Consider the following 6946-nt stretch of genomic DNA (forward strand, 5'->3'; position numbering starts at 1 on the left):
TTACTAAAGGCATTAGGAACAAAGTAAATCTTATTAGTTGCGAGAAGCATGGTCACAAAAATGAGGTGAAATCATAATTGCTAGAAAATGATGAAACTCGGAATAAAGAAAACGGCGAACCAACTAAAGAGCCCTTTGTAAATGAAAAGTTCGTCAGTATCTTTGAAAATTTTTATCGTCAGTTGACGGAACTAAACAAAATTTCGACCATTGGCCCCTTCATTTCGCTATTAAATGACCCTCAAATTAACATGAATAACATGAGAGAATATGGAAATGTTTTGATTAATTATCAAATTTTCTTAAACAAATATTTGACTCAGATGATCAACTCCTACTTTCTCGCTTTAGAAAAGGTTTCTAAGGGTATTCAGAACAAAGAATCAGAGGACATTAGGAAGCATATAATAGATTCTTTTGAAGAGGTCTTTTCAACAATGTTCGAATCTGATGATTTTTCTGTAAATTATAACAACCTTGTAAATATTATTATCGATCTGAACCATAGCTATCAAAAATTCTTTGATGCGTCAATTCCTTTTTTAAGTAGACAATCGTTATCAAAGGAAGAAAAAGATTTATTATTCAATAATCTATATGAAATAAAGAAAATTTCGCTTGAAATTAGAAATAAATTAAATGAGAAAAAAGATGACTAAGACTATCATAGATTATTATGTTAATGAATGCATTAAATTTGTAAATAAACCCGAAAATTTCCATAAAATGTCTGAAATGAAAAGACTTTTGTCAGACATTGAAAAAATAGAAACAGGAACCACCGAATATGAAATTATTAAGGAAACTAACTTGTATAGGTTATTACATTATAAATCCAGGAAAGAACGCGCTTATAAATACCCGTTGTTAATAGTCTACGCGCTAATTAACAAATCTTATATTCTCGATCTGCAGCCAAACAAGAGTTGGGTCAAAAATCTTTTGGATCAGGGTATCAATGTTTATTTAATCGATTGGAAATCACCAGGAAAATTTGATAAATTTACCACAATTGATGACTATGTTAATTTATTTATATACGAATGTGTTGAATTGGTAAAAAATATTGAGAACATCGATAAGGTTTCCCTACAGGGATATTGTATGGGTGCAACGATGTCGCTAATTTACACATCTTTGCATCAGAAAAATGTTAAAAATTTGATTACTATAGCACCAGTTGTAGATACGGAGAAAGACAAAACTGTAATAAAAAATATGGCTCAACATATGGATATCGATAAAGTATTATCTCATTATGAAAACTTTCCGTACGAACTCCTATATAGCTGCTATGCATCTCTAAAACCTTTCAAACAGGGAGTGAACAAGTATTTGAATTTGTTTGAAAATTTAAAAGATGAAAATTTCATTCAAAACTTTTTGAGAGTAGAAAAATGGCTTTACGACACGCCACCAATTGCAGGTGAAACCTTCAGACAATGGATCAAAGACATTTATCAGAAAAATTTGTTTTCCAAAAACAAATTAGTAATAGGAGAAAATAGAATCAACTTGGCCAATGTTAGGGTTCCTTTGTTAAATTTGGTAGCCGACCAGGATCATCTGGTTTCGCCTGAATGTAGTGTATCATTAAACAGTCTTGTATCAAGCACTGACACAAATTTAATGAGGTTTTCAACTGGTCATGTTGGTTTAATTGCTAGCGGATATTCGCAAAACGTAGTTTTGCCAAAAGTAGGCAATTGGATAAAAATCCACTAGACTAATGATTTTTATTAGTTGATTTTTGTTTTCTTGCCAAAGGAATTATAATCACTTGAACCAGGTCCCCCTCTTCAATCCCCAAAGCTTGCCTTTCTGCCTCAGGTATTGATATCCTACCTCCACTTTGCACGTTCGTTTTGAACATGGCATTATAATTGGTGAATCCTTGAAGTGATGAGAACATGTTTTGAAAAGCATTATATTGAAAATTAGAAAATTGCCTCATCATGTCCTGCTGGAATTCAGCTGTTTTTTCGATGGTTTTTTTCACGCTATTATTGCTATCACTAATGTCACTTTCATTATCGTTGCTCATTATATATTCAATATTTGTTAGTTCATTATTTTAATGTTGTAAATTTTTTTGTCACTCAGGATTCTATAAATTTCTTGACTATCTCGTAAAATTCTTTTGGCTTTTCAACATAAGGTGTATGGCCACATCCCTCCATTATATGCGTCTCCACTATGGGCATTTGTTTGAAATATTCCAAGTTTTCAACGGGTATAGTAGTGTCTTCACTTCCCCAAATAACAAGAGTAGGAATGGCAATTTCAACCAGTCTTTCTTGCAATGTTTGATCCCTCCGCATGGCAAGTAGAGTAGAAATTAATGCATACTTGGAGTTAGGAAGCCTCATTCTATTGATATAATCTTTTACTGTATTTTCATCTACATGGTAATTAGGATTATTGGCCATCATTTGAAAGGCGTTTTGTACGTTTTCAAAAGTGGGGTATAAACCAGAGAAGATATATTGACTTAGAACGTATGTTGGCCTTTCTAAAGTACCTGCAGGAGATACTAGAATTATCTTTTCAAAAAAGTCTCTGTTTTTTAAGCTATATTCTAATACTAGCTGACCTCCAAATGAAGACCCAATTATTATGGGGTTGTTAATCTTTAGTTTCGTAAAGAAATCTTCTAGAAATTTAACGAAGAAATCTATTGTGTATTCGATCAGCGGTTTCTCGCTATAACCAAATCCGATGAGATCCAATATTATAACATTATATTCTCGTAGAAAGGGCCATAATTCCGACCATCTTTCTATCGATGCACCCAATCCATGTAGCAAAATCAATGTCTTGTTTGCACCTTTCTTTTCGAATCTTAAACAACGAATATTGTATCCTAGTATCTCAACAAATTCCATTTTTCCTTTGTCTATATTCTGCTGATTGAAAACTAGGCTCATATCAATGAATAGTAATGTATACTGAATATGTCTAATATATATAATAATCAAAAAGAATGATATTATCCATAGGAAAATTATAAGATAAAACTCCATCAAAAAAATTTTTCATAAAATACAATTTAAAATAACAATTCTTTACGCATGGAATAAGCCTGAGTAAAAAATACCGTATCTGATAGCAACATTGAAGTGAAAAAAGCTAACTTGATTCAGGTGCGTTGGGCTATTGGTGATGGCAGGCTGAATACCTCGCCCGAAGGCTTGATAATTACACCTCCATTCCATCAACGCCATCTTCTATGGCCGCCCTTCTCCTTACGGAAGGTTGTCTTTTCTCGGGAAAGGCTTCCTCCTTAGATGCTTTCAGGAGTTATCCTAAACAGCTTAGCTGCTCAGCTTGCCCTGTCGGACAACTGATAAACCAGAGGCTGCGCTGCCCTGTTCCTCTCGTACTAGGGGCAACTTCCCCTCAGACAACCACGCCCCTGTCAGGCAGAGACCGACCTGTCTCACGACGGTCTAAACCCAGCTCACGTTCCCCTTTAATGGGCGAGCAGCCCCACCCTTGGCTCCTGCTGCAGAACCAGGATGGGAAGAGCCGACATCGAGGTACCAAACCGCGGGGTCGATGGGAGCTCTCGCCCGCGACGAGCCTGTTATCCCTAGGGTAACTTTTCTGTCACCACCAGCCCCCAATAGTGAGGACATGATGGATTGCTAAGCCCGGCTTTCGCCTCTGAATCCCGTATCATTGGGAATCCAGTCAGACTGGCTTTTGGCTTTGCCCTCACCGGCGGAGTTCTGTCCCGCCTGAGCCAATCTTTGGGCCCCCTCGATACATTTTCAAGGGGGTGCCGCCCCAGCCGAACTGCCCACCTGCCGATGTCCCTGATAAACAGGTTAGCGATACGGTAACAAATGGCTGGTGTTACACTTTTGCCTATGTCAGTCCCGGAGAACTGACCTTAACGGCTCCCAGCTACTCTCTGCATTTGCAACCATATCGCAACAACAGGCTGCAGTAAAGCTCCACAGGGTCTTCTCTCCCCGACAGAGGTTCGAGGACTGTTCGTCCCCGTTATGTGGCTTCACCGGGTTGTAGGCAGGGACAGCGGGGCCCTCGTTGTTCCATTCATGCACGTCGGAACTTACCCGACAAGGCATTTGGCTACCTTAAGAGAGTCAGAGTTACTCCCGGCGTTTAGCGGCCCTTAGCCCAGTTGAACCCAGGTTTTAGGTACCGCCACTGGCCAGGATACAGAGGCCATACACATCCTTTCGGACTAGCGACCACCTGTGTTTTTATTAAACAGTCGGGACCCCCTAGTCACTGCGACCTGCAGTCCCTACTCCTCGTAAAAACTGCAGGCACTCCTTATACCATAGGTACGGAGTGATTTTGCCGAGTTCCCTTGCCATACGGTATACCCGATAGACCTTAGACTTCTCATCCAGGGCACCAGTGTCGGATCTCGGTACGGTCTTGAAAGTATCTTCCTATTTCTGCTTTCATTGTCTCCTGGAATCAAGTAAACCCTTCTTGCGAAAGGCCATTCGCATCTCGCCTCAATTCTCGCCATTACGGCACTCCTCAAGGCTCGAATACTTGGACAGAACGACGGTTCTGCTTACCCTATCCGGAAGCGACAAAAAAGGTATAACGAACTTTCAAGGCACTGGAATATTAACCAGTTTCCCATTCAAACAATTCTGTTGAGGTTGTTTTTAGGACCGGCTAACTCCCGGCTGATGACGCATTGCCGGGAAACCCTTGCCCATGCGGTCGCCGAGATTCTCACCCGGCTTTGCTGTTACTACCACCAGGATCTGCACTAGTAGTTCGGTCCACTGGACTTTACAGCCCAGCTTCTACCCAAACACTACGCCCACCTACCACGCACCGACATCGTCGGTGGTCTAAAGTATCGGTAGTCTACTTGAGCCCCGTACATTTTCGGGGCTTTCGAGCTCGGCAGGTGAGCTGTTACGCACTCTTTGAAGGGTGGCTGCTTCTGAGCCTACCTTCCTGCTGTCTTTGCTCGAAAACACCCTTTGGTTTGACACTTAGTAGACATTTGGGGACCTTAACTTTAGTCTGGGTTGTCCCCCTCTCGGTTATGAGGCTTACCCCACATAAACCCGCCTCCTAGTTTCTACGACGCTTGCACATTCGGAGTTCGAATGGATGGCGAGCTCTTTCGAGCCCTTACCGCCCGATCGGTGCTCTACAGTACAAGCAATCTCAACTAAGGCAGGACTGCGATCCACTTCGGTGGGAACTAGCAATCACCGGACTAGATTGGTTTTTGACCCCTAATCCCAGATCAGGGGACCGATTTGCACGTCAGGACCCTTGCAGACCTCCAGCGAGCTTTCGCTCACCTTCGTCTTATCCAGGACTAGATCGTCCGGTTTCTAGCCTTACTGCCATGACTCAAGACCCTTTCAGATCCATTGCCTCTTTTTTCAAAAGAAAAAATGCGCAAATTCGGTTTCCCTTTGCCTTCCCTCTGTTAAAGGTTAAGCTCGCCATGACAGCAATCTCCCTGGCCCGTGTTTCTAGACGGAACGTATGACTCTAGAATTCCTTTCGAGCCATACACGTCTGTAACCGATTGGTTTCAGGCGCTTTTAACCCCCCTTCCGGGGTACTTTTCAACTTTCCCTCACGGTACTAGTATTCTATCGGTCTTGGTGAATATTTAGCCTTGGATGCTACTTTCACCCATCTTCACTGGCCACTGCCAAGGCCAGCTACTCTGAATATGGCAGAATCCTGCTTTCGTTCGCCTACGGGGGTATCACCCTCTATTCCGGTACTTTCCAGTACACTTTAGCTGTGATTACAGGATCCTATACGCCATACCCGTAACACCACATCTCTATTACGTTACCGTAACAGATTCAGTTTGGGCTATTCCGCTTTCGCTCGCCGCTACTAACGGAATCTCAATTGATTTCTTTTCCTCGTCCTACTCAGATGCTTCACTTCGGACGGTTCGCTCTCCCAAGCTAAAAGAAGCAAGGGAGTGTATAGAGAGACCTCATTCGGAAATCCCGGGGTCGTCGGTCGCATGCACCTAACCCAGGCTTATCGCAGCTTGCCACGTCCTTCATCGCTTACCAAGCCGAGTCATCCACCAATCGGCGTCTTTGCACCAGTCCAGTATATTTTTTTATTTGATTGATCTAGTCTAATGATGATGATTATATTATTTCGTTCGTTCCACTTGTGGTAGAAGTCTAATTCTTGTTTTTTATCGAGTGTATGTATGTATGTATGTATGTATGTATGTGTATTTCTGTCTGTCAGTTTGATAATCTATATTTTGTTTGCTGTTTGCACTACAATAACCAGTTACAATATATTTACTACAAAATCTATTCCATTATTACGCGAATAGTTATTCTAGTTCTATATTCTATGTTTTCATCTTTTTAATTGGAGTTTTTCCTATACACGATGATCATTGTAAACTCACGCTTACTACATCAACTTCATCCTTTGTCAGTCGCACTTTTTTTTCTTTCACTCCTCGCGTCAGTCGACGTTTTGACAAAGAATTGCATCCGGTTGTTATTATTACCTACTTACTTTTTTTTGTGTTTGCTGACACTGTTACTATTTTTTTATCAGGAATTGATCAGATAGATGATAATTATGATGATGATATACTATTTTGTGATATTTACACAGATGTCACAATATCAGAATAATCGTGCACATATATAGTTCTTCAATCGATCAATCGATCAATCGTTAGATCAATCAAGCAATTGATAGTTAGTTTTTCAATCAACATACGTGTGAAAAATGAAGGAATTGTTGGATTATTTATTATTTATTTGATTTTGTTAGTATAAAATTATTGTATAAATAGTCTCGCAGATTAGAAGACCTTGCAATCTTCTAACCCGCTACCCTAATCTACACAATATTATATCTAAGGAGGTGATCCGGCCGCAGGTTCCCCTACGGCCACCTTGTTACGACTTCTCCCTCGTTGCTGACCCCA

Annotated in this window: 4 protein-coding genes and 2 rRNA genes; 2 read left to right on the forward strand and 4 right to left on the reverse strand. The window is 40.5% G+C overall.

The annotated features are described in order from the left end of the window. The first annotated feature begins 77 nt into the window (after positions 1 to 77). Both ACMT7R_RS14380 and phaC read left to right on the forward strand, forming a co-directional pair. The gene (locus tag ACMT7R_RS14380) at positions 78 to 659 is read left to right on the forward strand and encodes a hypothetical protein (RefSeq protein ID WP_415312644.1); all 582 of its coding nucleotides are present in this window, start codon (positions 78 to 80) and stop codon (positions 657 to 659) included. Continuing rightward, on the forward strand, positions 652 to 1725 hold the full coding sequence (gene phaC / locus ACMT7R_RS14385; RefSeq protein WP_415312645.1) for a class III poly(R)-hydroxyalkanoic acid synthase subunit PhaC: 1074 nt from the start codon (positions 652 to 654) through the stop codon (positions 1723 to 1725). The genes ACMT7R_RS14380 and phaC overlap by 8 nt, the downstream gene beginning before the upstream one ends. A gap of 1 nt (position 1726) precedes the next feature. Here the strand turns inward: phaC and ACMT7R_RS14390 are convergent, their stop codons facing one another. The 4 genes from ACMT7R_RS14390 to ACMT7R_RS14405 form a co-directional block, all read right to left on the reverse strand. After that, a complete protein-coding gene (locus tag ACMT7R_RS14390) occupies positions 1727 to 2044 on the reverse strand; it encodes an AbrB/MazE/SpoVT family DNA-binding domain-containing protein (RefSeq protein ID WP_415312647.1) in 318 nt (105 codons plus the stop codon). Positions 2045 to 2099: 55 nt separating this feature from the next. Continuing rightward, positions 2100 to 2927, reverse strand: a complete 828-nt coding sequence (locus ACMT7R_RS14395; RefSeq protein WP_415312648.1) for an alpha/beta fold hydrolase — start codon at positions 2925 to 2927, stop codon at positions 2100 to 2102. A gap of 210 nt (positions 2928 to 3137) precedes the next feature. Then, positions 3138 to 6095, reverse strand: a 23S ribosomal RNA gene (locus ACMT7R_RS14400). A gap of 782 nt (positions 6096 to 6877) precedes the next feature. Beyond that, a 16S ribosomal RNA gene (locus tag ACMT7R_RS14405) occupies positions 6878 to 6946 on the reverse strand; the annotation flags it as partial.

Origin of the sequence: Candidatus Nitrosocosmicus sp. FF01 (assembly GCF_047711275.1) — an archaeon.
GTDB lineage: Archaea > Thermoproteota > Nitrososphaeria > Nitrososphaerales > Nitrososphaeraceae > Nitrosocosmicus.